This is a genomic window from Microvirga sp. M2 (assembly GCF_047497095.1).
Classification (GTDB): domain Bacteria; phylum Pseudomonadota; class Alphaproteobacteria; order Rhizobiales; family Beijerinckiaceae; genus Microvirga.
This window is the reverse complement of the sequence record NZ_CP134064.1, coordinates 1,421,488-1,445,493: the sequence shown is the minus strand read 5'-3', so window position 1 is coordinate 1,445,493 and position 24,006 is coordinate 1,421,488. Positions and strand designations below refer to the sequence as shown.

Sequence of the window (24,006 nt, the reverse complement as noted above, 5' to 3'; positions counted from 1 at the left end):
TCAGGACCAGCAGGGAATCCTGGTTCAGGATCGTGCACGAGCGTCCGGCGCAATGGTGGAACGAGAGTGAGGAGCGCCTTCGAGCCTTCATCGAGCATGCTCCCCGGAAAATGTGGATCAGCCGGACAGATGGTACGGTCGAGCTCTTCAACCGCAAATGGCGCAGCCATACCGGGCAAACGGTCGAGAGCAGCGCACGGATCTGGCGCGAACGACGTCCAAGTCCGGTAGTGTCGTCCACTCTGGCCGTTCAGGGACGAACCGCAGGAGTCTCGACGAGCATGCCCTTGGCACCGGTCATGAGAAAGAGTTCAAGATTGATGTATTCGGGCGCCCCGTAGGGATAAGGCTCCGCGCGAACGCCCACCATGCAGTTCCGGAACCGCCGCTGGAGAGAGCCCATGTCCTGCCATTCCAGGCGATAGAGAGGATAGCCGGTCGGATGCGCCTGCGGGATCACGCTGCTCCCGAGCCTGCGCCCCCAATTGTCGTCGTGGCAATTGGCGCAGGAGAAGTTCAGTTGTCCCTGCCGCTGCTCGTAGAGAGCCTGCCCCTGCGCGCGAAACGGCTCGAGGCGCGCATCGGTGGCGGGAGTGATCGGCATGCCGCGCGACTGCTTCCCGATGAAGGCCGCCAGCGCCAGAAGCTCGCGACTCTCATAAGGCAGTGCCGCGGTCTTCTGGCGGGCCTGCCGGCAGAGATTGATGCGGCCCTGAAGATCCACCGGGCGGTGCTCCTCCTCGAAATAGGCCGGGTAGCGCGCGGCGACGCCCTTCATGCTCACGGCGGCGTCTCCATGGCAATCTGCGCAGGAACGGTTGTCCGGCCCGACTTTCGTGGTCCAGAGCGTCTCGCCCTCGGCAACCCACAGCATGCCCGGATTGGCCGCATCGTCCATCTGCATGGCCTGGGATTCCGGGCTCATGAACGCGAAACCGGACTTGCGCTCCGATGCGGGAGGAGCCGTCTGAGCGATCGCGAGGGAGACGCCAAGGCCGAGCGCAAGGACCGCTGCGGCTCCCCAACGGGCCCTTGGCGGCGATCTGATCATTCGACGGTGATCTTTGCGGTTTCCAGCTGCGCCGTCCCGTGGTCGTCGATCCACCGGAACGCGATGGTCCCGCTCTCCGTCGCGATGGTCGTGAATGAAAAGAACGGGTTGGCCGCAATGGCCGGAAAGAGGTCGGCGCTGAAGATCTCCTCGCCGTTATAGGTGCACAGGAAGCGATTGATGATGTCGCGTGGTACCAGCGCCCCGTCGGGCCCTGTCCTGTAGCCGGTCTCCATCGGATGCGCGATGAGAGCCTTGATCTCGATGATCTCCCCGCGTTTGGCGGTGGCCGGAACATTGATGAGCGCGCGTCCCATGGTCAGCTCTCCACGCAGGCAGGCAGGGTCACGACGAGTTCGGCGGACCCGGACCAGAAGGTGCCGTCGCTCATTTCGGCTATGGCCACGATGGTTTGGGAATCGCCCAGACGGATGCGGGTCGACACCACGGCCCGTCCGGCGCGAGGGCTGAGATGGAAATGTGCGATATTGGGCTGCGGGTTGCGTTCGTTGAAGATCGCGATCGTCTTCACGAAGTCCTGCGCCGTCATCGGGCTCTCGACGGTGATCTTGAGCGGGACGGAATTGCCGTTCTCCACCAGCGGAGGAATATCGAGCGCAACCCTGCCCTTCTGCGCCTGCGCCTCGCCGACGAAAGCCTTGATCGCCGCCGCCATGGTCTCGGACGTCGCCCTGACCGGACGGGCGACGATGAGCGACAGAGCGCCTGCTCCGGCGGCAAGCACATCGCGCCGCGTGGCGCCGACAGGTCCCGATCTCATGCTCATGGAGCCTCCGTCAACGTCGTGAGGAACGCCACCACATCCTCGATCTGCTCTGCGCTCAACACGGGTTTACCTTGCCAGTTCCGTCCGACCCGGACGAGATCGTCGATAGCATAATAGGGCGGCATGATCGTGGCGGGGTCGAGCTGTCTGCTGTCGACGAGTCGGAGCCGCAGCTCGCCCTCGGAGAGGCGGCTGCCGACGCCCCTCAGATCCGGTGCGAGGTTCCCCTGGAAGCGCTGCTCCGGAAAGGGGCCCGTATGGCAGAGCAGGCAAAGGCCCTTCTGGCGGTCCACGACGATCGCACGGCCCTGCCCGGGGTCTCCTCTGACGCCCGTCAGCGGCACCGGAATGGCATTCCCGATGACTCTGTAGGAGCGCAGCTCCTGTGCCCGGACCTGCCCCGGCAGGACCATCGCCAGCGCAAGGGCCGCCGCCATGGCCGGGCGACCATCACCCGAAGACTTCGCCCGTGATGGTCCGGAACCATGCTTCGGCATAGACTGCTTCCTGCTCTCGGAAAGAAGGTGGCGCTTTTGCCGGGCTTACTCCGCCGGCGCTCTCCACGTCGGCCAGAACCCCATTCACCGGATGATACACCCCGGCGACCGAGATCCCGTATTCGGGCGCAACCAGGCTGTAGCAGGTGTTGATGAGCTTCGGTGCCGCCGGCGCCTGCCCTCTCAGAAGGCTTGCAACCGCGGCGGCGCAGACCTTGCCCTGAGCGTTTGCGGAAAACGCCGACTTCGGCATGCCGCCGGCGATCGTGGCATCGCCGATCACATGAATGTTCGGCTGCAGGCGCGACTCAAAGGTCACCGGATCGATGGGGCACCACCCGCTCCGGTCGGCCACCCCTGCAGCTTGGGCGATCGCGCCGGCCCGCTGTGGTGGGATGACATTGACGACATCACCGGTGTGACGGTCGAAATCCGTTATCAGCGTCCTGCTCTTCGCATCGACCTCGATCACTTTGCCGCCGAGCGACAGCGACACCCATTCGATCATCCCCGGATAGAGCTCCTGCCACGCACCCTGGAACAGGCTCTGCTTGGAGAACGTGTCCTTCGCGTCCAGGATCAGGATCTTGGAGCGGGGTTTGCGTGTCTTGAGGTAGTACGCGATCAGGCTGGCGCGCTCGTACGGCCCCGGCGGGCACCGGAACGGGTTCGCGGGCGCCGCGATGATGACCGTTCCGCCATCGTCCATCGCCTCGATCTGGCGACGCAGCAGAGTCGTCTGCTCCCCTGCCTTCCAGGCATGGGGCAGCGTTGCGGATGCGGCCTCGTCGTATCCGGGCAATCCGTCGAACCGGATGTCGATGCCGGGCGAGAGCACGAGCCGGTCGTAAGCCAGGGTCGAGCCGTCCGCGAGGACCACATGACGGGCTTGGGAATCCACGCGGGTCGCCCGTTGGCCGACGATGTCGACCCCCGCCCGCCCGACCGTATCCAGCTTGAACTGCTGGTCTTCGATCGGGCGCAGGCCGGCGATCACGGCATTGCTGAAGGGGCATGCCGTATAGACCGGGCTCGCCTCGACGAGGGTCACGTCGAAGCCGCTGCGCCTCAGCTCGCGGGCGCAGGTCGCGCCTCCGAAACCGCCGCCGACGACGACCACCCGGGGCGTCGCCTGCGCCACGACGCGACGGGAGACGGCGGCAGCGGTCGCTCCGAGCACCGCCGATCCCAAGAACGTCCTGCGGTTCAGCACTCCAGCCATGCCGTCACCTCAGTGCTGCCGACTGACCCAGGCCGCGATGGCGCGGGTCTCGTCGTCGGTGAACCCCTTGGCGATGCGATCCATCACCGTCGCCGGGCGCTGCCCCGTGCGGAAAGCCCGCATCGCCGTCACGATCTCCTCCGCCGACTGTCCCTGCAGCGGGGGAACGACGGCGCCGGACACGGTCGGCGGCGGATGACATCCGGAACAGGCGGCGGCGCCCGGAGGCGCGACGGATTGCGCCGTCGCCGGGAGGACCGCGAGCAGAGCACCGGCTGCGACGATGGACGCGATGCCGCCCCGGCGCATGGCCCAGGCCCTATGGGCGCTCTCCACGGCCTTACGCCTTGCTGAGATCCGCGTTCGTCAGCGGGCCCGAGCGGATACGTTTCCCGGTCGCTGCGAAAATGGCGTTGAGCACTGCGGGTGCCGCCACGAAGATCGTCGGCTCGCCGACGCCGCCCCAGAAGTCTCCGGACGGCATCACGATGGACTCGACCGCTGGCATCTCGTTCATGCGCATCATGGGATAGGTGTCGAAGTTTTCCTGCTCCACGCGGCCGTTCTTCAGCGTGATCTCGCCGTAAAGCAGAGCCGTGAGGCCGAAGACGAAAGAGCCTTCGATCTGCGCGGCGATCTGCTGGGGGTTGACAGCGTGGCCGCAATCCGTCGCCGCCACGATGCGGTGGATCTTCAGCGCTCCGTCATCGGATACCGAGACCTCCGCGCAGGCCGCGACGTAGCTGCCATAGCCCATGTGCTGGGCCAGGCCACGGTAGACCCCTTGCGGCGCTGGGGTGCCCCAGCCCGCCTTCTCGGCGACCGCGTCGAGCACGGCGCGATGCTTGGGATGGTTCACGAGCAGCTTGCGCCGGAACTCGAGCGGATCCTGGCCCGCCGCATGGGCGAGTTCGTCCATGAAGCACTCGAGATAAAGGGCGTTCTGGTTGTTGTTCACGCCGCGCCAGAAGCCCGGCGGGACCGGCGGGTTGCGCATGGCGTGATCGATGAGCAGGTTCGGGACGGTGTAGCCGAAAACACCCTCCGTCCCGCTCGCGTTCAGGCCCTGAAAGGTCGCGGGATCGCGTCCGTTCTGAAGGCCCTGGGGATTCAGGCCTGCCAGGATCGACTGGCCGGAGATGCGCATGTGCAGTCCGGTCAGATTGCCTTGATCGTCGAGTGCGCCGACCATCCTGGCCTGGGTGATCGGGTGGTAGCGGCCGTGAAGCATGTCCTCCTCACGGGACCAGATCAGCTTCACCGGCGTGCCGGGCATCTGTTTGGCGATGAGCACCGCCTGGCGCACGAAATCGTGGCTCGTGGCGCGCCGGCCGAACCCGCCGCCGAGATTGAGGCGATACACGTCGCATTTCTCGATGGGCAGACCTGCCGCATCGACGGCGGTCGCAAGGGCGGCCTCCGCATTCTGCGTCGCCGTCCAGACCTCGCATCGGTCGTTGGTCCAGAGAGCGGTAGCGTTCATCGGCTCCATGGTCGCATGGTGCTGATAGGGGAAGCCGTAGACCGCCTCGACCGTCTTGGCGCCATTCGCGATGGCGGCTTTGACGTCACCGGCCTGGTTGCCGACGAAGGCCTGTTCCGCCGTCAGCCCCTCCGTCAGCATCTGGGCGATGACCTCGCTGGAGAGTTCCGCGTTCGGCCCCTCGTCCCACTCGATCGGGAGGGCGTCGAGGGCCGATTTCGCGCGCCACCAGGTATCGGCCACGACCGCAACCGCATCGTCGCCGACCCGGACGATCTTCTTGACGCCCGGCATGCTCTCGACCGTGGCGGCATCGAAGCCCTTGAGCTTCCCGCCGAAGACCGGACAGGCCTTGATCGCCGCGTTGAGCATGCCCGGCCGTTTGACATCCATGCTGTAGATCTGCGAGCCATTGAGCTTGGCGGCCGTATCGAGCCGCTTCACAGGCTTGCCGGCGATCGTCCAATCCTTCGGGTCCTTGAGCGATACATCCTTCGGAGGCTCGAGCTTCGATGCTGCGTCGGCGACCTTGCCGTAGGTCGTCGTGCGGCCGGACGCGCCGTGGGTGATCACGCCCTTGGCGACCGTGCACTCGCCGGCCGGCACACCCCATTGATTGGCGGCGGCCTGGATCAGCATCTGCCGGGCGGCGGCTCCGCCCCTGCGCATGTAGTCGTGGGAGTCACGAACGCCCCGGCTGCCCGCGGTCTGGAAATTGCCCCACACGCGGCTGCGGGCGACGTTCTGGCCCGGCGTCGGGTATTCGGTCGTCACCTTGCCCCAATCGCATTCCAGTTCCTCGGCGACGAGCTGAGCGAGGCCCGTGAGCGTGCCCTGCCCCATCTCGACGCGCCCGACCCGGACGACCACGGTGTCGTCCGGCCTCACCACGACCCAGGCGTTGATCTCCGGAGAGCCTTGGGCGAACGCTTCTCCGCCGAAGGGAATGTTGAAACCGAGGGCCAGCCCGCCGGCCGCGGCCGCGGAGCCCACGAGAAATGAGCGACGAGATACGTCGAATGCAGCAGTCATGGATTCCTCCCCCTCGGTCAGCCGTGATTGCTTCCGGCCGCGAGCTTGATAGCGGTCTTGATGCGGTTATAGGTCCCGCACCGGCAGATGTTGGTCATCTCGGCCGCGATTTCGTCATCGGTCGGGTTGGGGTTGGACTGGAGGAGAGCCGCGGCGGCCATGATCTGGCCCGTCTGGCAATAGCCGCATTGCGGGACGTCGACTTCGAGCCAAGCCTTTTGCACGGGATGCGATGCATCGGGCGACAATCCCTCGATGGTCACGATCTTCTGCTCGGGCGTGAAGGACGAGACGGGCAAGCTGCAGGAGCGCGTGGCGGCTCCATCGACGATGACGGTGCAGGCTCCACATTGAGCGATACCGCATCCGTACTTGGTGCCGGTCAGTCCGAGTTGCTCGCGAATCACCCACAAAAGAGGCGTATCCGGTTCCGCATCGACTTCGCGAACGACTCCATTCACCGTCAGACTGACCATCCGTTTCCTCCAAGTTTTATTGTATCGGCAACGCTTCGGACGCCGCGCTCGAGTATGAACCCTAGACTTGCCCAATCTCCAGTCAACCATTCGTGACTTCGCAAATGAGGGGGAACGTCGCGTGTGACGCCGGAATAGCCGGTTCCTGAATCGGTCTCGGTACTACTGCCGTGGGACTCCGTGGCCTGAAACGCCACTGGAGCCGTTCCCACTTGCGTCGAATCATCTCCACGCTTTGGATCGGCCGCATTTTTTCACGGCGAACCGGATCCACTTCACCGAAAAAATGCTCGAGCCGATGGGGGCTACGAGGCGGCAGAGTTCGCCCGGGATATGAACCCAACACGATACGCTTCGTTCTTGGATGAAATGCTCTACGGTCATCACCTCCCGGACGAAGCGATCATGGTGAAACGCTGGATCGTAGCGGCAGGCACGCTCGCGGCAATCCTGACGGGCTGCCAGGATCCGGCGCCGCCCGCCCCGACATTCGGCCAGGGCGGACGCGATGCCGTCTACGACGTGCCGGCGACCCGCACATTCCAGATCAAGGTCGGCCTGACCGACCCGCCACCGGCCATGCGGCTCGGGGCGACCGCCGTCGGGCGCATTTTGACCCTGGTGTTTCTGACTGCGCTCTACGTCGCCTGGTCCCTGATCAAGAGGCTGCCCGAGGATGGGCGGATGCCACAGCCATAGCCCTCTCATTCCCACGGGAGCATCCGGCGTGAGTTCGATGGCGCGTTCGACGCGCAGGACGGAGACATCGGCGGAACGTGACGACCCGATGCTCCCTTCTCAGGTGAGCGCATCGTTCCTGCGAAAAAGCCGGGGCCACTTGTTCGCACGATGCGCTAGAAGACCGTCTGCGCCACCTTCATCGGGTGGGCCGGCCGAGTGCATCCCCTTGACCCATCGCTACGAAACCGGGCGGAGCAGCGCCTCGCGTACGATCCTCCAACTGTCCTCGTCCGGGGCACAGATAATCCCACCCTCGCGAAGGATGGGCCGATAGGACGATCCGTCGAAGCGTGCGGAATAGCCGCCCGCCTCCCGATGGAGCAGCCAGCCTGCCGCGTGGTCCCAAGGCATCAGCTTCGCGTGGACAAGGAAGTGACAATGCCCGGAGGCCGCCATTCGATACTCGTGCGCCGCGCAGCGGTAACATGCAACGGAACCGAAGCCCGTCAGGTTTGTCGCCACGGTGGACCGCAAGGGTTCGGGCATATGGTGCCACGATGCGCAGCCCGACATGTCGCGGACGGAAGCCGAAGGCGCGACTCTGAGATCGACACGGCCGCCGGCGGAGCGCTCGATCCAGGCTCCCTCCCCGCGAACGGCCACCGCCGTATCATTTCCGACAGGATCATGAATCAAGCCGGCCACGACCTCGCCCCGGATCACGGCCGCCACCATGACCCCGAACAACGGAAGGCCAGAGGCGAAATTCTTGGTCCCGTCCACGGGGTCTATCAGGAATGCAAGATCTGCATCCGCCACTCGATCGAGGAGGGACGGATCACGTTCGCTCGCCTCCTCGCCAATCAGGACAGCATGAGGAAAGACCTTTCCCAGCCCCTTGGCGATCATCCTCTCGGCGGCCTCATCGGCATCCGTCACGAGATCGATAGCAGACGACTTCTGGCGAACCTCATGGATCGACAGATTTCGGAAGCGAGGCATGATCTCGGCTCTCGCGGCCTCCCGGAGAATTTGATCGACGGCTTCGGCGTGGTGGGAAGAGAACAGCATAGGGAACCGCTTTCAAAGAATCGAAGGAATGCAAGCTCCCTCCGCGAGGAGTCCGGCCCCCCGTCGGTCGGGATCGCTCACTCAGTCGGGGTCACTCCAACCCGACCAGCCGGCTGAGCGAAGTCTTCAACCCGGATGTGCAGCCAAGCACAAGGTTGCCCTCGCGCAGTCCCGACTCGGCGAGAAAGTCGTTGACCCAGCCGCCCGCCTCCTCGATCAACAGCAATCCGGCAAGGGCATCCCATGAGTTCATGTGCAGCTCGCAATAGCCGTCGATCCGGCCTGCCGCCACATAGGCGAGGGCCAGGGCACCCGACCCTCCGCGGCGCACGCCTGCTCCGTCCTCCAGGATCCGGCCGACGAGATCGACATAGCGGCTGAACGGAAGCCGGTTCGACCAACCCGCCTCGATGGTCGCGGATTGCATGTCGCTCAGCCCACTGACCCGGATTGGTTCGCCGTTCATGGTCGCGCCCTTGCCGCGCTCCGCTGCGTACAATTCATCCTGCATCGGATCGTAGATGATTCCGATCTGCGTCCGGCCGTCGCGCACATAGGCGATGGAGATGCAGAACTGCGAGATCCCGCGCACGAAATTCGCGGTGCCGTCGATCGGATCGACCACCCATACGTTGTTGTCGAACGATCCCCCGCCCTCTTCACCGAAGAAAGAATCCTCCGGAAAGCTTTCCAGCAACCGGCCGCGCACCAATCGCTCGACTTCGGCGTCGACGACCGAGAGGTAATCCTGATGGCCCTTGAGGTTGATGGCGGTTGCGCCGGGCCGCCCGTCGAACCGGCGGCGCGCCAAGGCACCGGCCTCCCTCGCTATCGCGCTCGCGACCGACGATCTCAGGTCGTGATTTTCCGCCGGAGCCATGGAGGCGGGCTTCGTAAGTCCCGCAAGGCTGGAGACTGGCATGAGGATTTCCTGTTTACTGACTGGAAGAAACGGATTGCGCCACCGGATGCTTCTCGCGCTCGATCCGTTGGATCCACGTGGCAGCGTGTCGTGCCGCTTCGATCAGCATCGGCTTCGGCGTTTCCATCCATTCATCCGGATGGAGTTCGCGCGTGAGGCGCAGATGGGCGATGGCCGCATCGAGGGTCGGGAAGCGATCCGGCAACTGGACATGGATATACAGGGCAGCCAGGATGACCGAACGGCTGCGCCCGCCACGGCAGTGCAGCAGGATGTTGCCCTGGCGACGATGCGGATAGGTGTAACGGTCCGGGAGCTTCTGGTGCAGAGCCCCGTCGAGCAGATAATAGCCTGCCAGCAGCATCATGTCCGGATTGCCGGCATCGTCGATGAGACCGAGCTTGTAATTGCGGACCGGCCCGTGGGGCGATGCGATGTCGGAGGCTCCGACGCCGGCCGTATAATCAATGTCCAGATTGACGGCGCAGTTCACCACGATGGCGATGTCATTGCTCTCGAGCATGGCCTTGTCCGATGCCGCGTTGGCATCTCCGACGAAGAGCTTCACGCCGAAGGGTGGAAGATCATCGACAATCAGGCTCATGGGAGGGCGTGGAAAGTTGAACTGTGTCGCCATCGATCTGTGGGTCCTGCATTCATGGTTACGCTGTTGCGGCACGCTCGGCGAGCGTGCCGCTCTATTCTCTTGCTGGTCTCCTGCGGGCGCGCGATTCACGCCGCGTGGGAGGCTCCAAGGGCAGGTTGCGCCAACGGAATCCGCTTCCCGTTCGCCCTGTCGAAGAAGATCAGCTGGTCGGCGGGAAACTCGATCCAGATGTTCCTCTTCGACAGAGAGGTCTCGAAGCGCGGGATGAGCGCGGTCACGCGATGCCCTTTCACCGACAGCGAGATGATCGTCTGCGATCCGGTGGGCTGGACGATATCGACCTCCGCCGGAAGGCTCGAGGGTCCCTGCCGTTCGACAATGGAGATGTTCTCGGGCCGGATTGCGAAGGTCACCGGTCCGTCCTTCCCCTGCAGGCCCGCGGGGGCGGGAAGGTCCATGTCGTCGAAGCGAAGAACCCGCTCGCCGCCCACCGTGCTCAGGATCCCGTCAAGAAGGTTGATCCTGGGGTCGCCGATGAACTCGGCCACGAACAGGTTGGCGGGATTGTGATAGATCTCGTAAGGTGAGCCCTGCTGCTGAATGACGCCGTCCTTCATGACCACGATGACGTCCGACATGGTCAGAGCCTCGACCTGATCGTGCGTGACGTAGACGGTGGTGGCCTGGAGCTCGCGATGCAGACGCTTCAGCTCCGTGCGCATCTCCGTTCGAAGTTTCGCGTCCAGGTTGGACAGCGGTTCGTCCATCAGCAGGATCGCGTTGCGCGCTGCGATCAGGCGGGCCACCGCCACGCGCTGCTGCTGACCTCCCGAAAGCTCTGACGGATAGCGGTCCGCAAGTCCGGCGAGCTGGACCTTCGCGAGCGCCTCGGCAAGGCGTTCCTGGATCACATGCGAGGGCTGCTTCGCCTCGGAGAGCGCCAGGGTGATGTTTCGGTCGACCTTCATGTTGGGCCACAGGGCGTAGCTCTGGAAAATGAAGCCGAGGCCCCGCCGCTCGGGCGGGACGAAGGCCCCGGTCCGACTCGAGTAGACCGTCGTGCCGCCGAGCACGACCTCGCCTGTCGTGGCCTGCTCGAGGCCGGCGATGACCCGCAGGGTCGTGGTCTTGCCGCATCCCGAGGGCCCGAGCAGGGTCACGAAGCTGCCCTTCGGGATGTCGAGGTCGAGGCTCGGAAGGGCCACATGGCTTCCGTACGACTTCGTGATGTTTCTGAGGGTGATTTCAGACATGGGCACTCTCTCGTGCGGAAGCCATCCAGGGTCGGGTTAGCGGCTCGTCTCGGCCAGCCAGAAGTCGCTGATCTTCGCGATATTGTCCTTCACGAATTCAGGCGATGCGGTGAGCTTCTTCGCCTTGGGCCACATCTCGCTGTAGGGCGGAGGCGGAACGTCGGTGCGCGGCGAGAAGGTGCCGATCTGGTAGAAGGCGGCCATGCCCTGCAAAAGTTCGAGAGACTTCCCTGACCGGAAGGGCGCCTTCAGCTCCGAATTGCCGTTCAGATCCTTGCTGCCCATCAGGAACGTCACGAAGAGCTTCGCGGCATTCGGATGCGGCGCCTGTCCGGCAACCGCCACATAGGTCGGATAGGAGAAGAGAGCCGCAGGCTGGAGGTCGTAGGGGATCGCATTCGCGTAGTTGTCGCTCTGGTTCTTGGTCAGGTAATGGATGACCGAGAACGCCATCGGCGGCTTGGCCTGGCCGCGAAGGCCCACGGCGGTCGCGATCTTCGAGCTGTTGTCGGAGATGACGATGTCGTTGCCGATCAGCCGGTGCAGGAACTCGTAGCCCGCGTTGTCGACTCCCGGCGAGAGTTCGAGCTTCTTGCCGTAATGCTGTTCGTAGGCTTTCTGCATCTCGTCGGAATGCTCGACGATCGCCGCCAGCATCATCAAGGTCGTGAGCGAGCCGGCCGGCGACTTCATGGAGAAGCGGCCCTTCCATTGCGGCTCGGTCAGTTCCCAGATCGTCTTGATCGGCGGTTGCGGGTGGGCCTCCGAATTGTAGAGGACGCCATAGGCTTCGATCACATGCGTCAGCAGCGGCTCGCGGTGCTCGGCGGGGATCTTGTCCGTCAGATAGGAGGGGACGTAGTTGACGATCCGATGGTTGGGAAGAAGGTCGAACACCATCTGCTCGGTGCCGCCCGAATAGATCACGTCGGCCGCGTAGACGCCGGCCTGGTGCTCGCGCACGACCTTCTCGATGGTCTTCTCCGAGCCGAGATCATAGGCCTTCACCTTGATCTCCGGGTAGAACTTCGCGAAATCCTCCGCCACCTTCAGCATCGTGCCGGTGGAGGAATAGACGACGACCTCGCCCTCCTTCTTGGCGTTGGCGACCACCTCGTCCCAGTTCTCGTTCTTCTGATAGGGGCCGAGCTGGCTCTTCTGAAGCCAGGCATCCCACTTGGGATCGGCCTGCTGCGCCAGGGCCGGCCCCGCCAGGGCGAGGGTCATGGCCCCGGCCGCGAGCCACCCTTTGGCGCCGCGGAAAGTCGATGTCATCATGGGCTTCCTCCTTCGTTTCTCTTTATGGTGACCTGGACAGAGCGGTCAGGCCGCGCCGATCCGGGCCTTCGTCGACAAGGCACGAACGACCAGGTTGACCGCGATCACGATGGCGACGAGCAGCACTGTCGCGACACCGACGAGCTGCGGCATGTCCTGGTTCTGATAGTTGTAGATGACGCCGGCGAGCACGTTGGTCGACGGCGTGACGAGCAGGATGATGAGCGACAGCTCCCGCATGATGCTGATGAAGCTGAGGAGCATGCCCGAGAGAAGCCCGCCGGCAGCAATCGGCACGATGATCCGCATCATGCGGCGGAACCAGCCGATGCCCTGGACGCGAGCCGCCTCTTCCAACGACTTGTCGATCTGCAGGAGTGCCGCGATGCCCGTGCGCGACGTGAAGGGCAAAGTCTTGACCGAGCAGATCAGAACGAGCAGCGCGAAGGTGCCGTAGAGCGCCGGGAGCGGCCCGAACGGGCGGGCGAACATGCCGATATAGATCGCCCCAAAGGCCAGGGCCGGGAAAATGTACGGCAGGAAAGCCACCATTTCCAGGGCCCGCGAGGTGAGCGAGCCGCGGGTCCTGACCACGACATAGCCGATGAGGAAACCGAAGACGCCGGTCGTCATGGCCGTGAGGAACGACAGCTTGACGCTGTTCCAGGTGGCATCGATGATGTTGCCGTTATCGATGAGCGCCGCCTGCAGCTGGTCGACGCCTTCGCCTCCGCCGCCGATCCAGTAGTGCAGGGTCAGATTGCCGAGGCTGTAATTGCCCGCCGTCTTGATCAGCGATTGCAGAACCAGCAGCACGAGCGGGAAGGCGACGGCCGCCGTCATGAGCAGCATCACGAGTATGAAGAGCGGCCAGCGCCAGGCTCCGAGATCGATCTCCTTGCTTCGGAATCCCTTGCCGGAGAGGGTCACGAAGCTCTTTCGGACACCGATGAGGCGTTGGTTGATGACGATGAACAGGCAGGCGAGGACCACGAGCACCAGAGCGAGCAGGAATCCATCTCCCGCATTGCGCGTGCCCATGGCGGCGTAGATCTGGGTCGGCAGCACGAAATAGCGCACCGGCATGCCGAGCACGGCGGGCGTCCCGAACGATCCCACCACGCGAATGAAGGTCATCACGACCGCAGACCCGATGGCAGGCAGCAGAAGCGGCGCGGTGATCCACAGGAACTGCTTGAGGCGCGAGAGGCCCGCCATCGCTCCCGCTTCCTCGAGTTGACTGTCGACGCTCGTGATCGAGCTCGACACCGAGAGATAGGCGTAGACGTAGTAGTGAAGGGACAGGCAGATGATGATCGGCAAGGGCCCGTAGGCGATCCAGTCCGGCGGCTGCACGCCGAAGAAGTACGCGAAGGCGCCCGAGGCCCCGCCGATGCGGTCGTTCTTGAAGAACGTGATCCAGGCCAGCGCCATCACCCAGGACGGCAGCATGTAGGGGATCATCACCAGCGTGTGCAGGAAATTGCGGAAAGGGATGTTCGTGCGCACGATCAGCCATGCAAGGCCGGCGCCGAGGACGAGGCACGTGATGGTGGCGGCGAAAGCCGTCACGAGCGAGTTGAGGAACGGCTTGTAGAAAAGCGCCCAGGAAAGGCGCCCGGCGAAGACGCGCTCATAGTGGAAGAGCGTGAGGTCGCCCGGCTGAGCGTTGGGCAAATAGGCGCGGTCGTAAGGCTGGACGGTCAGGGTTTCCCGGATCAGCTCGAACAGCGGCACGAGGACCAATGCCCCCAGCACGACGGCCAGAAAAATCCCGAGAATGCGCTCGGGCCGCGTCAGGGTGTGCCAGAGACGGCCCAGGACGGCTCTTCCGGACAATCTGGTGGATGCGGTTTGCACTGGCGCTGCCGAACTCGTCATTCCGTCACGTGCTCCCAGGAGCCGGGCACCGGCTCAAAAGCGTTTCCCTCTGCGGCCGACATTGTGAATGCTCTCGTCCGGCTCGGCCGGAGGGCTGTCAGCGCGTGTACTCACCCCATCCCGCTGCGGCACGTCTTGCCGTTCGAGGGTCCCGTAGGAGTGATGTCCCTGGAGCTTTGCACACGTGTGCAATCCTTGCAAGCGGAATTCCGGGCCGGAATTGGATGGTCGGATCAGGTCGGGTCGCGGACGGTCGAGCGCTCGACGAGTTCGACGGGAAGGACCTCATGCACGAGGCCCGTCCCCTTACCCTGCATTTCCCGGTCGATGGCCGCCAGGACGGAGCCGGTCAGGTCGCTCATCGACTGCCTGACCGTGGTCAGGCGGTAAGGATCCCAGGCCGATTGCGGGATGTCGTCGAATCCGACGACCGAAAGGTCCTCGGGAATGCGCCGCCCCATCCCGCGGGCACCGTCGAGGAAGCCGAGCGCCAGGAGGTCGGTGACGCAGAAGACGCCATCGAGCTCCTGGGATGCGAGCAGTTCTCTCGCGGCCACCGAGCCGGTCTCGTAGGTGGTCTTCCCCGAAGCCCAGACGGCGGGCTCGATCCCGGCTTCGCGAATACAATCCATGAACGCGACGCGCCGGCGGATCTGGGTCGGCGTGCGGGCACCGCTGCCGACGACGCCAATTCGCCGGCACCCGGCTGCGATGAGGCGCCGGGCCGCGATGTGGGCGCCGCCGATATCATCGCTGATGATGGTATCCGCTTCGATGTCGTCGTCCTGCCGGTTGACCAGGATCACCCGGACGCCATTGGCCACGCATTCGTCGATGATGGACGAGGGTGGCGAGCCCGACATCACCACGATGGCCCGGACGCGGAACTCCAGAATGAGTTCGATCAACGGTGCGATCCCCTGCTCGGCCTCCGCGGCGTTCAGAAGCAGACATTGCAGCCCGCGCCTGAGGAGCGCCCGGCTCAACTCGTCGAGTTGGCGGGCCATGAAAGGCAAGGAAAGATTGGCGCCGACGACGCCGACGAGGTTGGACTGGTCGCTGATGAGGCTGCTGGCCAGGCGATTGACCCGGTATCCCAGGGTCTTGGCGGCCTCCTGAACCCGATGCCTCACATCGGCCGAAACGCTGGCGCCGGGCGTAAACGTGCGCGACACGGCCGACCGGGAAACGCCGGCGAGCTTGGCCACATCTTCCGCCGTCACGAAATTGCGTGTCGCGCGGTCACGTTTCAGATGGTCCTCACGATCCGAAGACGTTCCCATAGGAGCTTGCTCCGCGTCCATTGATGCTCTGCGCGAGTTCGACGGGCTATGTGCGCAAAAAGGGAACCTGCCTCGAACTTGGCTCAGGAAGTCTATGCACACGCGTTCAGCTTAAGCAAGCAGCCGGAGACGACCGTCTCGCACCTGAGAGTTCGTCGACCATGAGCACAAGTGTGTCGGCAGGCAAGCGACGTGACCGGAATCTGGCGCAGAGACAGGCTCTCGGAGTGCTCCGAGGGACTTCTATTGGCGCTTGATGAGCTGAATGACTTTTCGGCGTTCCGGCTCCACGATCGCAACCTGGTCGCCGGCAATGACGTCATTGTAGGTTGTCACCGCGGGAACGGCGGTGGCGGCATCCCGGGGCGGTTCAAGGAGTTCGACCTCTGGTGGAATGACCATGCCGATCCGGAGGGGCTCCTTCAGCCGGGATTCATCCGCGCGAGAGCGGGCCAACGGGGCGTTCAGGCGCGGGCATGAGGCGCGATTCGAGCCAGGATCGTGCTGAGGTCGGGAACTTTACGGGAAGCTTGGCGTTATGTGGGCTCGACCTGAGGCATCAGGTGTCGAGCCACAACGAAGAGCGGCTGCTCCGGTAGCCATCAAGAACCTGCAAGGGCATTCATGCACGCATCTCCTCAAACCACCCGGTCCGAAACATCGGGAGCCTTTAGCATCATCCTCGAGCGCCTTTACGCCATGGCGCGGCAGACAGATCCCTCATTGGGCAACCCTGCGGATCTGGAGGCGTCCCTCACCGCCTTGCCCACCGAGAACCGCGGTCAGGTCATGCTGGTGCTCGAGAGCGTCGAGAGCCGGGCGGAAGCACGAGCGGACGGGGAGCTCGCAGAGGCTGCACGGATGGTCCGGCATGCAGCCAAGCAGATCTGGTCGCATGAGGGTTGCGGCAGCGTGCGCTGTGCTTCGACCGAGGGTGCAGGGGCGAGAATTCAGGCTGCCTGAGGGCGCCCGGGGTGTCTCCTCAACGACCCCGTCTCCCCTGCCCCTGAAATCGGGCTGGCTTTCAGCGTTGAAGCCATGCTGCGCAAGGGAGGCGCGCATGCCCCGTCTCATGATCACACCCACGGAACCGGCATATGGCGCCATGCCGGCCGGTCCCGCTCGGGTCCAACGGCTCGATCCAGTCCACCAAATGCCGGGACTGAACGGGACGGTGTCGGCTCGGGCTCAAAGCGCCGCGACCACTCCTCCGGCGATGGCGCTCAGGACCACCACCAGCCATGGCGGCGTCTTCCACATGAACAGCAGCAGGAACGCGACCGCGGCCAGGGCGAAGTCGGCCGGGCCGAAGATCCCCGCCGTCCAGACCGGATGATACAGCGCGGCCAGGAGCAGGCCGACGACCGCCGCATTGACGCCCTTCAGCGCTGCCTGCGCCATCGGCGTGCGTCGCAGATCGTCCCAGAACGGCAGCGCGCCGACGACCAGCAGGAACGACGGCAGGAAGATCGCCACGAGGCACAGGGCCGCCCCGGCCCAGCCGTTCGGCTCCGGGCCCATGACGGCGCCAAGGTACGCCGAGAAGGTGAACAGCGGACCGGGCACGGCCTGGGCTGCGCCGTAGCCCGCGAGGAATGCATCGTTCGAAACCCAGCCCGGCGGCACGACCGAGGCCTGGAGCAGCGGCAGCACCACATGGCCGCCGCCGAAGACCAGCGCCCCGGCCCGATAGAAGGCGGCGAATAGGGCCACGCTCTGGTCCCCCGTCGCGGCCGCCAGGAACGGCAGGCCGATCAGCAGCGCGAAGAACGCGACCAGGGCAAGGGCGCCGGTCCGGCGACTCACGGACAGGGGGAGTTCCGCGTGCGCAACGGGGCCCCCTCCCCTGAGGAGCGTGATGCCGACGAGGCCGCCGAGCACGATCGCGCCGACCTGTCCCCAGGCCGAGGGGAAAGCCAGGACGATGGCGGCGGTCGCCACCGCGAGGGTGGCGCGCGCCCGGTCCGGGGTGAGCGAGCGGGCCATGCCGAGCACGGCCAGCGCGACGACTGCGACGGCAGCCACCTTGAGACCGTGGAGCCAGCCGGAACCGAGAGCCTGACCCAGGAACCCGACGCTGAAGGCGAACAGCACCAGGGCGATGGCCGAGGGCAGCGTGAAGGCCGTCCAGGCGGCGAGCGCCCCGAGATAGCCGGCCCGCGACAATCCGATGGCCATGCCGACCTGGCTCGAGGCCGGGCCCGGCAGGAACTGGCACAGGGCCACAAGATCGGCATAGGCCCGCTCGTCGAACCAGCGGCGGCGGACCACGAACTCGTCATGGAAATAGCCGAGATGCGCCACCGGGCCGCCGAAGGATGTCAGGCCGAGCTTGAGGAAGGCCCGAAAGACCTCGCCCGCATGGCCGCTTGGTACGGTGGATGTCACGCGCGGAGCCTCGTGCTGGTTCATGGTCAGTGCGTTCCGGCAGGGGAAAGGTCTAGCGGGGACGGACCTCGCCGGTGAGCTCGCGCAGCTTGTCGCGGGCATAGGCGAGAGCCTCGCGGCCCAGCGAAGTCGCCCGGTAGATCCGGCGTTGGGTGCGCCCGACCCGCTCGGTGCGGGATTCGAGGTAGCCCTTGCGCTCCATGCCGTGGAGCATCGGGTAGAGCGTGCCCGGGCTGAGGCGGTAGCCGTGCCGCCCCAGTTCCTCGATCATCCAGTTGCCGTAGAGGTCGCCCTCGGCCGCGTGATGCAGGATGTGGATCCGAATGAACCCGGAGATGAGGTCCTGATGCTCCATTCCGCCCACGTTCCATACGACCCTGGCCGTTAAGTATCGGATTTCGTTATCGGGAACCGATATATGGGCCGGGGGTTGGTTTGGCAATCTGCCGGGGAATCCACGGTGGCAGGCAGCGGGCCGATTGCAATCCCCGACCTGAGGAGATCCACATGGTCAGCGCAGCCGACCGCGATCCGCGGCATCATACCCAGAAGATGCAGACCCGCTTGCAGGAAACCATCGACCACCTGCGCGAGGACATCGGCAAGGTCGATGAGCCGCAGCTCAAGGCGATGTTCGAGACGGCGGCGGAAGTGCTCGGCGGGCTCAAGAAGGCCTTCGGCGACTACGAGCGGAAGAACGAGGCCGCCTGGAAGCGCTAGCGCGTCGTGCGAAAAAGTGGATCCCACTTTTCACGTCCGATGCTACAGGTTCGCCGGTTCGGGCGCGGTAGTCCGCCTCAACCCGCTCCTGCTGCATCCTTGCCAAGCGGCCGTGCGATCGCCTTGGTGGCGACGGCTTGAACGGGGCTGCTGCCCTCACCGCTGCCAATCTCGGCAGCGCCATGGGCACCGACTTCGATATTGCCAAGGAGAGCGCCGACCTCGTGCTCGGCGCAACACTCTCAGCAGGTCGATCGAGGCCCTGTGCCCCGCGCGGCGCACGCGCCATCATTTGGCAGAACTTCGTTGGAACGATCAGGATGGACGCGCTCGCCATCCTGCTTGTAGCCTTGACCGTCCCGAAAGGAGGGCCGCATGCATCCGCTCCACCGCGAGACCCACCTGATTCAGCGCATCGGCTGGCTGCGCGCCGCCGTTCTCGGCGCGAACGACGGGATTATCTCGACCGCGAGCCTCATGGTCGGCGTCGCCGCCGCCTCGACCGCGGCCGGCGAGGTGCTCGTGGCGGGCATTGCCGGGCTCGTGGCCGGCGCGATGTCGATGGCCGCCGGCGAATATGTCTCGGTGAACTCCCAGGCCGACACGGAGAACGCCGACCTTGAGCGGGAACGGCGGGAGCTTGCGGAGCAGCCCGAGGCCGAACTGGACGAGCTCACGCAGATCTATGTGGATCGCGGCGTCGAGCCGGCGCTGGCGCGGCAGGTCGCGCAGCAGATGATGGCCAAGGATGCCTTCGCCACCCACGCCCGGGATGAGCTCGGGCTCTCGGAGCATGTGGTGGCCCGCCCGATCCAGGCCGCGTTGACCTCGGCCGTAACTTTTGCGGTGGGAGCGGCGCTGCCGCTTCTGATCGCCATCGCGGCCCCGGTGGGCTGGACGGCATCGGCCGTCTCCGGAGGCTCCCTCGTGGGTCTCGCCATCCTGGGCGCGCTCGGGGCGCGAGCGGGCGGAGCCTCCGCTTTCAAGCCAACCGTGCGGGTCACGTTCTGGGGCGCGTTCGCAATGGCGGTCACCGCCGTCATCGGCTCGCTCGTCGGACATGCCGTCTAGAGCATCGAACGCGGAAAGTGGGCTTGCACTTTTGGGATTGCATCCGATGCTCCCTTTTTGAGAGGAGCGCATCGTTCATTGCGGACCCGGAACACGTTCGAGCGCGATGCCGCCGTAAGCCAGGACGAGAATGCCGCGCCGGCCCGGTTCCTGGCATTCATCACCCGGTCTCGCGCGGGAGGGGCTGGAGGCCGATGGTGGCGTGATCAGCCGGACCTCCGGGCGCGGCGTGCATTGTCTCCGGCATCGTCATCCAAAACAGGAGAAGGCCCGCCGACGCAATTCCGGCCAGCACCAGGAAAGCCATCGAATATCCGACCTCTACGACGATGACGCCGGCCAGGGCCGTGGACAGGGAGGCTCCGATCCCCTGCGCGGTCGTGACTGCTCCCTGCGCCACGTTGAACCGGCCCGTTCCTTCCATCAGGTCGGCCACGATGAGCGGAAAGAGCGCGCCGTAGAGACCTGCTCCGATGCCATCGAGCATCTGGACCCCGACGAGCCAATAGGGATTGTCCGAGAGGGTGTAGAGCACGCCGCGAATGGGCAGGATCAGAAACCCGGCGAGGAACAGCGGCTTTCGGCCCCATGTGTCGGCCTTGCGCGCCACCAGCATGGCCATCGGCACCATGACAACCTGGGCGGCTACGATGCAGGCCGACATCAGCGAGGTGCCGAGATTCCTGTCCTGGAGCGCCAGCTTCTGACCGACCAGCGGCAGCATGGCGGCGTTCGCCAGATGGAACAGCACGGCGCAGGCGGCGAAGATCAGAAGCGGGCGGCACGTCACCAGGGTCTTCAACCCCGATGGCTGGTCGTCCGTGGCCACAGCGCCGTCCAGGAAGCCCCTCGCCCGCTCATGGTCGATCGCGCTCGCCGGCACCATCAATACGCTCACGAGGCTCGCAGCCGCCATGGCGGCCATGAGGAAGAACACGACGACCGGTCCCCACAGATACGCCGCTCCGCCAGCGGCCGCTGCCGCGAAGGCGTTGCCGGCATGATTGAATGCTTCATTGCGACCGGTGCGGCGCGCGAAGTGGCCATGCCCCACAATGCCGAGGGTGATCGCCGCGATCGCGGGCGCGAAGGCCGAGCCGGTGGCATGGACCACGGCTTGAGACACCACTACGGGCCAGAAGGATGAGAGAAAGGGCAGAAGCAACGATCCCGCGGTGACGACGAGCGCCGCAATCACGACCACGCCCCGCTTGGCATGCGTGGCATCGATCATCGCGCCCGCCGGTGTCTGGGCCAGAATGGCCGCCAGACCGGCGATGGTCATGACCAGGCCGATCTCGGCCTCGTTCCAGTGCCGGATCGTCAGGAGATAGACGGCAAGGTAAGGCCCGAGCCCGTCGCGCACATCCGCCAGGAAAAAGTTGAGGGCATCGAGCGGGCGCTCGATCCGGACCGGGGCTGTTGAGGGTCGACCGCCATCAGCCATGTCGATCTCCTCGAGACGGCTCAAGCTGTCCCTGAAGGTAGTCATGCATGCAGAGGCCGGAACCCTCGAGGTCCGCGTTCGTTCCGGATCGGACCCGCGACCTTCGGAATCGGGAAGAGCGATGCCCTGCTTCCGCCGCTGCGGGAGAGGTGCTCGACGAAGCCGAACTCCCGCAGCCCCCTACCCTGTCGCCGGCGGTCGGATTGTCATGCGTCGTTTTCCCAAGGCCATGTCCTGCGGGCGCCAGGGCAATCACGATGGCGGCACCCAACGTTGCAAGCGAACTCGCCACAAGGACGGGATTGGGTCTGCTGACCCAGGCCGGAAGGGCCGTACGAATGAGGAAGACGACCAGGATCTGGGTCGCCATCGACTCGACGAACCATGCCGTCCGCAAGACCTCGGCCGAGGCCGCGAAGCCACGCACCAGAACGATGAAGGTCGCAATGTCGAACACGGACGAAAGCGGCCCCATGATCAAGCAGAACCGCAGCACCTCATGCGTGTCCCAGGTGTGCGGGCGCGGTCTCCCGTTCATCGACATTGTCGAACGGAATTCCGGTCTCGCTGAGATCATAGAGAAGATTGTTGAGCAGAACCTGGATCGGTGTCAGCGGCAGGAACGGCAGGAACAGCGACGCGAACGCCATCGACAGCATGTTGCCGAAGTTCGACGAAGTCCCCATGCGGACGTACTTCATGATGTTCGCGTAGGTCCGCCGGCCCTCTGCGACGCCGTCGGCCACAACGTCGAGATCGTGTTCCAGCAGGATCAGGTCCGCCGCGGGACGCGCGACGTCGGAGGCGCCGTCCACCGACACGCCTGCATCGGCGGCCTTGATGGCGGGCGCATCGTTGATGCCGTCGCCGATGAACCCGACCGTGTGGCCCCGTGCCTGAAGCGCCCGGACGATGCGCGTCTTCTGGTCCGGCGCCACCCGTGCGAACAGGTCGGCTTCGACCACGCGCGCCGCCAACGCCGTATCGCCGAGCATGGCGATCTCCGCGCCCGTCAGCATGCCCCGGGCCGGGATGCCGAGAGTTTCGACGATGTGGCGCAGGACGGGTGCGGCGTCGCCCGACACGATCTTAATCCTGACCCCGGCGGCCTCCAGGCGTGCGATGGCCTCGGCGGCCGATGCCTTCGGCGGATCGATGAAGACGCAGTAGCCTGCGAAGACGAGATCCTGCTCGTCCGCGGCGGAAGGCGCGGAGCGGTTCTGCGGCATGCTCCGCCAGGCGACGCCGAGGCACCGGAGGCCCTGAGCGGACTTCTCGTCGAGAAGGCGGCTCAGTCTCGACCTCATGTCCGGATCGAGCGGAACCGGCGCTCCCGTTCCGCGGTCCACAAGGGTCGACCGTGCCAGGACCTCCTCGGGCGCGCCTTTCACGATCAGGAGGCGCTCGCCGTTCCTCTCGGCGAGGACAGAGACGCGGCGGCGCTCGAAGTCGAAGGGGACATCGGCAACCCGCCGCCATGAGGGGAGCGGCTGCTCCCCCGTGTGCGCGAGAATCGCATCGTCCAGCGGGCTCCTGACGCCGCTCTCGAAGCGGCTGTTGACGGCAGCGAGCTCGATCACGTTCTCCGAGTCCGTTCCGTCGAAGCCCGGGTGGCCGACCAGGGCAATGCTGGCCTCGGTCAGGGTTCCGGTCTTGTCGGTGCACAGGACGTCCATGGCCCCAAGGTCATGGATCGCCGCGAGCCGCTTGACCACGACCTTCCGGGCCGCCATGCGCACCGCCCCGCGCGACAGCGTCACGGTCATGATCATGGGCAAAAGCTCCGGCGTGAGACCGACCGCCAGCGCCACCGCGAAGAGGAAGGATTCGAGGACAGGGCGATGGAGCGTGAGGTTTGCGAGAAGCACGAACAGCACCAGGAACGCGGTCATGCGCAGGATCAGCACCCCGAGCGCATGCAGGCCGCGCTCGAAGGCCGTCGGCGGCTCCGCGGACCGCAGGGCAGCGGCGATGCCGCCGAAGCGGGTCCGGGCTCCGGTGGCGACCACGAGCATCGTGGCCTCGCCGCTGACCAGCGCCGTTCCGCCGAACAGCGCATTGAACGCCTCCGCCGGCGTCGTGGCCTCGCATGGGCCCGGCCGCTTCTCGACAGGGAACGGCTCGCCGGTCAAAAGCGCCTCGTTCGTATGGGCCGCCTCGCTTTCGACCACGATCCCGTCGGCCGGGACGAGGTCGCCGGCCCGCAGCGGCACGATGTCGCCGGGAACGATGTCCTCGACCGGCACGCTGGCCGGTGTGCCGTCGCGGCGGACCCGCGTGCGGACCGCCACCGAGGGCTTGAGCGCCTCGGCCGCCGCTTCCGCGCAGTGCTCCTGCGTGACATCGAGGGCGATCGAGATGGCCAGGATGGTCAGGATGATGCCGACGCTCCCCAGTCTCCCGTTGCGCCGGAGATCAGGGCCGCCACGATCAGGATGGCGATCAGCGGCTCGATGAGGCGCCTTCCGATTCTGGCGAGAAGCCTGCGGCGCGTTGGCTCGACGGCGACGTTTCGCCCGACCTCCGCCAACCGTCGGGCCGCATCGCGGCTGGAAAGGCCCTGTGGGGTCGTGTCGAGGCGGGCGAGGGTCTCCTCGACGGAATGGGACCAGAAGCCGTCGAGGCTGCCTGCCGGCACGGGCGCACCCGGCCGTGCCGTTGTCGGGTCGGGCGCTGGTTCTCGAGCCGGCTGCCCTGCCTTCATGTCATCTTGCCCCACTCCCGATGTCCTGGCTGCATGTCCTGGCTGCATGTCCTGGCTGCATGTCCTGGCTGCCGCATCGCATCGGCGATGGGCAGACGGTCTGGGATGCTCCATCGGCGTGTCCCCTTCCGCGGGTATCCTGACGTACAAGT

Annotated in this window: 27 protein-coding genes; 5 read left to right on the top strand and 22 right to left on the bottom strand. The window is 65.4% G+C overall.

The genetic code is table 11. The features are described 5' to 3' along the window. Window positions 1–110: 110 nt before the first annotated feature. Entirely contained in the window at window positions 111–341 is a 231-nt protein-coding gene (locus RE429_RS26325) for a hypothetical protein (protein WP_414475945.1), read from the top strand. Here RE429_RS26325 and soxA read toward each other — a convergent pair. From soxA to RE429_RS26285, 8 genes are read right to left on the bottom strand one after another with little or no spacing between them, the layout of a single operon-like run. Then, window positions 251–1,051, bottom strand: coding sequence for a sulfur oxidation c-type cytochrome SoxA (gene soxA, locus RE429_RS26320; protein ID WP_414474669.1), 801 nt, complete (start codon window positions 1,049–1,051; stop codon window positions 251–253). The genes RE429_RS26325 and soxA overlap by 91 nt on opposite strands. Further along, entirely contained in the window at window positions 1,048–1,368 is a 321-nt protein-coding gene (gene soxZ, locus RE429_RS26315) for a thiosulfate oxidation carrier complex protein SoxZ (RefSeq protein ID WP_414474668.1), read from the bottom strand. Before soxZ ends, soxA begins: the two co-directional genes overlap by 4 nt. Before the next feature lie 2 nt (window positions 1,369–1,370). Beyond that, entirely contained in the window at window positions 1,371–1,838 is a 468-nt protein-coding gene (locus tag RE429_RS26310; RefSeq protein ID WP_414474667.1) for a SoxY-related AACIE arm protein, read from the bottom strand. Further along, window positions 1,835–2,275 carry a sulfur oxidation c-type cytochrome SoxX gene (soxX, locus tag RE429_RS26305; RefSeq protein WP_414474666.1) on the bottom strand — a complete coding sequence of 147 codons (441 nt, stop codon included), beginning with the start codon at window positions 2,273–2,275 and terminating at the stop codon, window positions 1,835–1,837. The genes RE429_RS26310 and soxX overlap by 4 nt, the downstream gene beginning before the upstream one ends. Before the next feature lie 13 nt (window positions 2,276–2,288). Continuing rightward, entirely contained in the window at window positions 2,289–3,557 is a 1,269-nt protein-coding gene (locus RE429_RS26300; protein WP_414474665.1) for an FAD-dependent oxidoreductase, read from the bottom strand. A gap of 9 nt (window positions 3,558–3,566) precedes the next feature. Beyond that, window positions 3,567–3,893, bottom strand: a complete 327-nt coding sequence (locus RE429_RS26295; protein ID WP_414474664.1) for a c-type cytochrome — start codon at window positions 3,891–3,893, stop codon at window positions 3,567–3,569. Window positions 3,894–3,897: 4 nt separating this feature from the next. After that, window positions 3,898–6,072 (bottom strand): molybdopterin cofactor-binding domain-containing protein, encoded by a 2,175-nt coding sequence (locus tag RE429_RS26290; RefSeq protein WP_414474663.1) that lies wholly within the window; start codon window positions 6,070–6,072, stop codon window positions 3,898–3,900. Window positions 6,073–6,089: 17 nt separating this feature from the next. After that, the gene (locus RE429_RS26285; RefSeq protein WP_414474662.1) at window positions 6,090–6,548 is read right to left on the bottom strand and encodes a (2Fe-2S)-binding protein; all 459 of its coding nucleotides are present in this window, start codon (window positions 6,546–6,548) and stop codon (window positions 6,090–6,092) included. Window positions 6,549–6,953: 405 nt separating this feature from the next. Here RE429_RS26285 and RE429_RS26280 point away from each other — a divergent pair, with 405 nt between their 5' ends. Continuing rightward, window positions 6,954–7,247, top strand: a complete 294-nt coding sequence (locus RE429_RS26280; protein WP_414475975.1) for a hypothetical protein — start codon at window positions 6,954–6,956, stop codon at window positions 7,245–7,247. Window positions 7,248–7,466: 219 nt separating this feature from the next. Here RE429_RS26280 and RE429_RS26275 read toward each other — a convergent pair whose 3' ends face one another. From RE429_RS26275 to RE429_RS26240, 8 genes are all read right to left on the bottom strand, one after another. Continuing rightward, window positions 7,467–8,300 carry an inositol monophosphatase family protein gene (locus RE429_RS26275; protein WP_414474661.1) on the bottom strand — a complete coding sequence of 278 codons (834 nt, stop codon included), beginning with the start codon at window positions 8,298–8,300 and terminating at the stop codon, window positions 7,467–7,469. 91 nt (window positions 8,301–8,391) lie between these two features. Continuing rightward, window positions 8,392–9,222: an inositol monophosphatase family protein gene (locus tag RE429_RS26270; RefSeq protein ID WP_414474660.1), complete on the bottom strand. Its 831-nt coding sequence runs from the start codon at window positions 9,220–9,222 to the stop codon at window positions 8,392–8,394. Window positions 9,223–9,235: 13 nt separating this feature from the next. After that, window positions 9,236–9,859, bottom strand: coding sequence for a protein phosphatase (locus RE429_RS26265; protein ID WP_414474659.1), 624 nt, complete (start codon window positions 9,857–9,859; stop codon window positions 9,236–9,238). Window positions 9,860–9,954: 95 nt separating this feature from the next. Beyond that, complete coding sequence (locus tag RE429_RS26260; protein WP_414474658.1) at window positions 9,955–11,082, bottom strand: ABC transporter ATP-binding protein; 1,128 nt, start codon at window positions 11,080–11,082, stop codon at window positions 9,955–9,957. Between the two features lie 36 nt (window positions 11,083–11,118). After that, window positions 11,119–12,360, bottom strand: coding sequence for an ABC transporter substrate-binding protein (locus tag RE429_RS26255; protein WP_414474657.1), 1,242 nt, complete (start codon window positions 12,358–12,360; stop codon window positions 11,119–11,121). Window positions 12,361–12,405: 45 nt separating this feature from the next. Beyond that, window positions 12,406–14,241 (bottom strand): ABC transporter permease, encoded by a 1,836-nt coding sequence (locus tag RE429_RS26250; RefSeq protein ID WP_414474656.1) that lies wholly within the window; start codon window positions 14,239–14,241, stop codon window positions 12,406–12,408. A 233-nt stretch (window positions 14,242–14,474) separates the two neighbouring features. Beyond that, window positions 14,475–15,524, bottom strand: coding sequence for a LacI family DNA-binding transcriptional regulator (locus RE429_RS26245; protein ID WP_414474655.1), 1,050 nt, complete (start codon window positions 15,522–15,524; stop codon window positions 14,475–14,477). A 243-nt stretch (window positions 15,525–15,767) separates the two neighbouring features. After that, window positions 15,768–15,926: a hypothetical protein gene (locus RE429_RS26240; RefSeq protein WP_414474654.1), complete on the bottom strand. Its 159-nt coding sequence runs from the start codon at window positions 15,924–15,926 to the stop codon at window positions 15,768–15,770. A gap of 222 nt (window positions 15,927–16,148) precedes the next feature. On the opposite strand from RE429_RS26240, the gene RE429_RS26235 reads away from it, so the two are divergent. Continuing rightward, the gene (locus RE429_RS26235) at window positions 16,149–16,487 is read left to right on the top strand and encodes a hypothetical protein (RefSeq protein ID WP_414474653.1); all 339 of its coding nucleotides are present in this window, start codon (window positions 16,149–16,151) and stop codon (window positions 16,485–16,487) included. 225 nt (window positions 16,488–16,712) lie between these two features. On the opposite strand, the gene chrA is transcribed toward RE429_RS26235, so the two are convergent. After that, window positions 16,713–17,936 (bottom strand): chromate efflux transporter, encoded by a 1,224-nt coding sequence (chrA, locus tag RE429_RS26230; protein ID WP_414474652.1) that lies wholly within the window; start codon window positions 17,934–17,936, stop codon window positions 16,713–16,715. A 28-nt stretch (window positions 17,937–17,964) separates the two neighbouring features. Beyond that, window positions 17,965–18,267 carry a PadR family transcriptional regulator gene (locus RE429_RS26225; protein WP_414474651.1) on the bottom strand — a complete coding sequence of 101 codons (303 nt, stop codon included), beginning with the start codon at window positions 18,265–18,267 and terminating at the stop codon, window positions 17,965–17,967. A 152-nt stretch (window positions 18,268–18,419) separates the two neighbouring features. Between RE429_RS26225 and RE429_RS26220 the strand changes: the two genes are divergently transcribed. Together RE429_RS26220 and RE429_RS26215 are read left to right on the top strand one after the other, a co-directional pair. Beyond that, window positions 18,420–18,632 carry a hypothetical protein gene (locus tag RE429_RS26220; protein WP_414474650.1) on the top strand — a complete coding sequence of 71 codons (213 nt, stop codon included), beginning with the start codon at window positions 18,420–18,422 and terminating at the stop codon, window positions 18,630–18,632. A 375-nt stretch (window positions 18,633–19,007) separates the two neighbouring features. Continuing rightward, window positions 19,008–19,703, top strand: coding sequence for a VIT family protein (locus tag RE429_RS26215; RefSeq protein WP_414474649.1), 696 nt, complete (start codon window positions 19,008–19,010; stop codon window positions 19,701–19,703). A gap of 160 nt (window positions 19,704–19,863) precedes the next feature. Here RE429_RS26215 and RE429_RS26210 read toward each other — a convergent pair whose 3' ends face one another. The 4 genes from RE429_RS26210 to RE429_RS26195 are packed head-to-tail and all read right to left on the bottom strand — an operon-like array spanning window position 19,864 to window position 23,788. Then, window positions 19,864–21,150 (bottom strand): MFS transporter, encoded by a 1,287-nt coding sequence (locus tag RE429_RS26210; protein WP_414474648.1) that lies wholly within the window; start codon window positions 21,148–21,150, stop codon window positions 19,864–19,866. After that, window positions 21,143–21,688, bottom strand: a complete 546-nt coding sequence (locus tag RE429_RS26205) for a cation transporting ATPase C-terminal domain-containing protein (protein WP_414474647.1) — start codon at window positions 21,686–21,688, stop codon at window positions 21,143–21,145. Before RE429_RS26205 ends, RE429_RS26210 begins: the two co-directional genes overlap by 8 nt. Continuing rightward, window positions 21,648–23,504 (bottom strand): magnesium-translocating P-type ATPase, encoded by a 1,857-nt coding sequence (gene mgtA, locus RE429_RS26200; protein WP_414475944.1) that lies wholly within the window; start codon window positions 23,502–23,504, stop codon window positions 21,648–21,650. Before mgtA ends, RE429_RS26205 begins: the two co-directional genes overlap by 41 nt. A gap of 17 nt (window positions 23,505–23,521) precedes the next feature. After that, on the bottom strand, window positions 23,522–23,788 hold the full coding sequence (locus RE429_RS26195; protein ID WP_414474646.1) for a cation-transporting P-type ATPase: 267 nt from the start codon (window positions 23,786–23,788) through the stop codon (window positions 23,522–23,524). Window positions 23,789–24,006: the final 218 nt, after the last annotated feature.

Excerpts from the sequence above, each read along its gene's own strand:
- RE429_RS26325 (WP_414475945.1), top strand. The coding sequence starts at position 111 with ATGTGGATCAGCCGGACAGATGGTACGGTCGAGCTCTTCAACCGCAAA.
- soxA (WP_414474669.1), bottom strand. The coding sequence starts at position 1,051 with ATGATCAGATCGCCGCCAAGGGCCCGTTGGGGAGCCGCAGCGGTCCTT.
- soxZ (WP_414474668.1), bottom strand. The coding sequence starts at position 1,368 with ATGGGACGCGCGCTCATCAATGTTCCGGCCACCGCCAAACGCGGGGAG.
- RE429_RS26310 (WP_414474667.1), bottom strand. The coding sequence starts at position 1,838 with ATGAGCATGAGATCGGGACCTGTCGGCGCCACGCGGCGCGATGTGCTT.
- soxX (WP_414474666.1), bottom strand. The coding sequence starts at position 2,275 with ATGGCGGCGGCCCTTGCGCTGGCGATGGTCCTGCCGGGGCAGGTCCGG.
- RE429_RS26300 (WP_414474665.1), bottom strand. The coding sequence starts at position 3,557 with ATGGCTGGAGTGCTGAACCGCAGGACGTTCTTGGGATCGGCGGTGCTC.
- RE429_RS26290 (WP_414474663.1), bottom strand. The coding sequence starts at position 6,072 with ATGACTGCTGCATTCGACGTATCTCGTCGCTCATTTCTCGTGGGCTCC.
- RE429_RS26285 (WP_414474662.1), bottom strand. The coding sequence starts at position 6,548 with ATGGTCAGTCTGACGGTGAATGGAGTCGTTCGCGAAGTCGATGCGGAA.
- RE429_RS26280 (WP_414475975.1), top strand. The coding sequence starts at position 6,954 with ATGGTGAAACGCTGGATCGTAGCGGCAGGCACGCTCGCGGCAATCCTG.
- RE429_RS26275 (WP_414474661.1), bottom strand. The coding sequence starts at position 8,300 with ATGCTGTTCTCTTCCCACCACGCCGAAGCCGTCGATCAAATTCTCCGG.
- RE429_RS26270 (WP_414474660.1), bottom strand. The coding sequence starts at position 9,222 with ATGCCAGTCTCCAGCCTTGCGGGACTTACGAAGCCCGCCTCCATGGCT.
- RE429_RS26265 (WP_414474659.1), bottom strand. The coding sequence starts at position 9,859 with ATGGCGACACAGTTCAACTTTCCACGCCCTCCCATGAGCCTGATTGTC.
- RE429_RS26260 (WP_414474658.1), bottom strand. The coding sequence starts at position 11,082 with ATGTCTGAAATCACCCTCAGAAACATCACGAAGTCGTACGGAAGCCAT.
- RE429_RS26255 (WP_414474657.1), bottom strand. The coding sequence starts at position 12,360 with ATGATGACATCGACTTTCCGCGGCGCCAAAGGGTGGCTCGCGGCCGGG.
- RE429_RS26250 (WP_414474656.1), bottom strand. The coding sequence starts at position 14,241 with ATGACGAGTTCGGCAGCGCCAGTGCAAACCGCATCCACCAGATTGTCC.
- RE429_RS26245 (WP_414474655.1), bottom strand. The coding sequence starts at position 15,524 with ATGGGAACGTCTTCGGATCGTGAGGACCATCTGAAACGTGACCGCGCG.
- RE429_RS26240 (WP_414474654.1), bottom strand. The coding sequence starts at position 15,926 with ATGGTCATTCCACCAGAGGTCGAACTCCTTGAACCGCCCCGGGATGCC.
- RE429_RS26235 (WP_414474653.1), top strand. The coding sequence starts at position 16,149 with ATGCACGCATCTCCTCAAACCACCCGGTCCGAAACATCGGGAGCCTTT.
- chrA (WP_414474652.1), bottom strand. The coding sequence starts at position 17,936 with ATGAACCAGCACGAGGCTCCGCGCGTGACATCCACCGTACCAAGCGGC.
- RE429_RS26225 (WP_414474651.1), bottom strand. The coding sequence starts at position 18,267 with ATGGAGCATCAGGACCTCATCTCCGGGTTCATTCGGATCCACATCCTG.
- RE429_RS26220 (WP_414474650.1), top strand. The coding sequence starts at position 18,420 with ATGGTCAGCGCAGCCGACCGCGATCCGCGGCATCATACCCAGAAGATG.
- RE429_RS26215 (WP_414474649.1), top strand. The coding sequence starts at position 19,008 with ATGCATCCGCTCCACCGCGAGACCCACCTGATTCAGCGCATCGGCTGG.
- RE429_RS26210 (WP_414474648.1), bottom strand. The coding sequence starts at position 21,150 with ATGGCTGATGGCGGTCGACCCTCAACAGCCCCGGTCCGGATCGAGCGC.
- RE429_RS26205 (WP_414474647.1), bottom strand. The coding sequence starts at position 21,688 with ATGAACGGGAGACCGCGCCCGCACACCTGGGACACGCATGAGGTGCTG.